The sequence below is a fragment of the Adlercreutzia equolifaciens genome, assembly GCF_029076695.1.
GTDB lineage: Bacteria > Actinomycetota > Coriobacteriia > Coriobacteriales > Eggerthellaceae > Adlercreutzia > Adlercreutzia equolifaciens_A.
Genome location: NZ_JARFIK010000132.1, coordinates 1 through 363, shown reverse-complemented (window position 1 = coordinate 363; position 363 = coordinate 1). Strand labels below are relative to the sequence as shown.

Annotated in this window: 1 protein-coding gene; it reads right to left on the bottom strand. The window is 40.5% G+C overall.

What is annotated here, in order from left to right:
• Window positions 1-30: 30 nt before the first annotated feature.
• On the bottom strand, window positions 31-363 hold a 333-nt coding region (gene rplE, locus PZH32_RS11780; protein ID WP_275208439.1), incomplete at its 5' end, for a 50S ribosomal protein L5.

Genomic DNA, 363 nt, shown 5'->3' with positions numbered 1-363 from the left:
TGATGTTTTAGCCATGAATTTCTCTCCTTTTTACTTTGCGAATGGCATATTGAACTGTGTCAATAATTCACGTGCTTCTTCATCAGTCTTGGCTGTTGTAACAAAAATTACATCCATACCTCTGACTTTGTCAATCTTATCGTATTCGATCTCCGGGAAAATCAGCTGCTCTTTAATTCCGAGTGCATAGTTTCCTCTTCCGTCAAATGCGTTCGGGTTTACTCCTCTGAAGTCACGTACACGAGGAAGTGCAAGGTTGATCAGACGATCAACAAACTCATACATCTTTTCTCCTCTTAAAGTAACTTTGCATCCGATCGGCATGCCCTCTCTGATCTTGAAGTTAGCTACTGAATTTTTTGC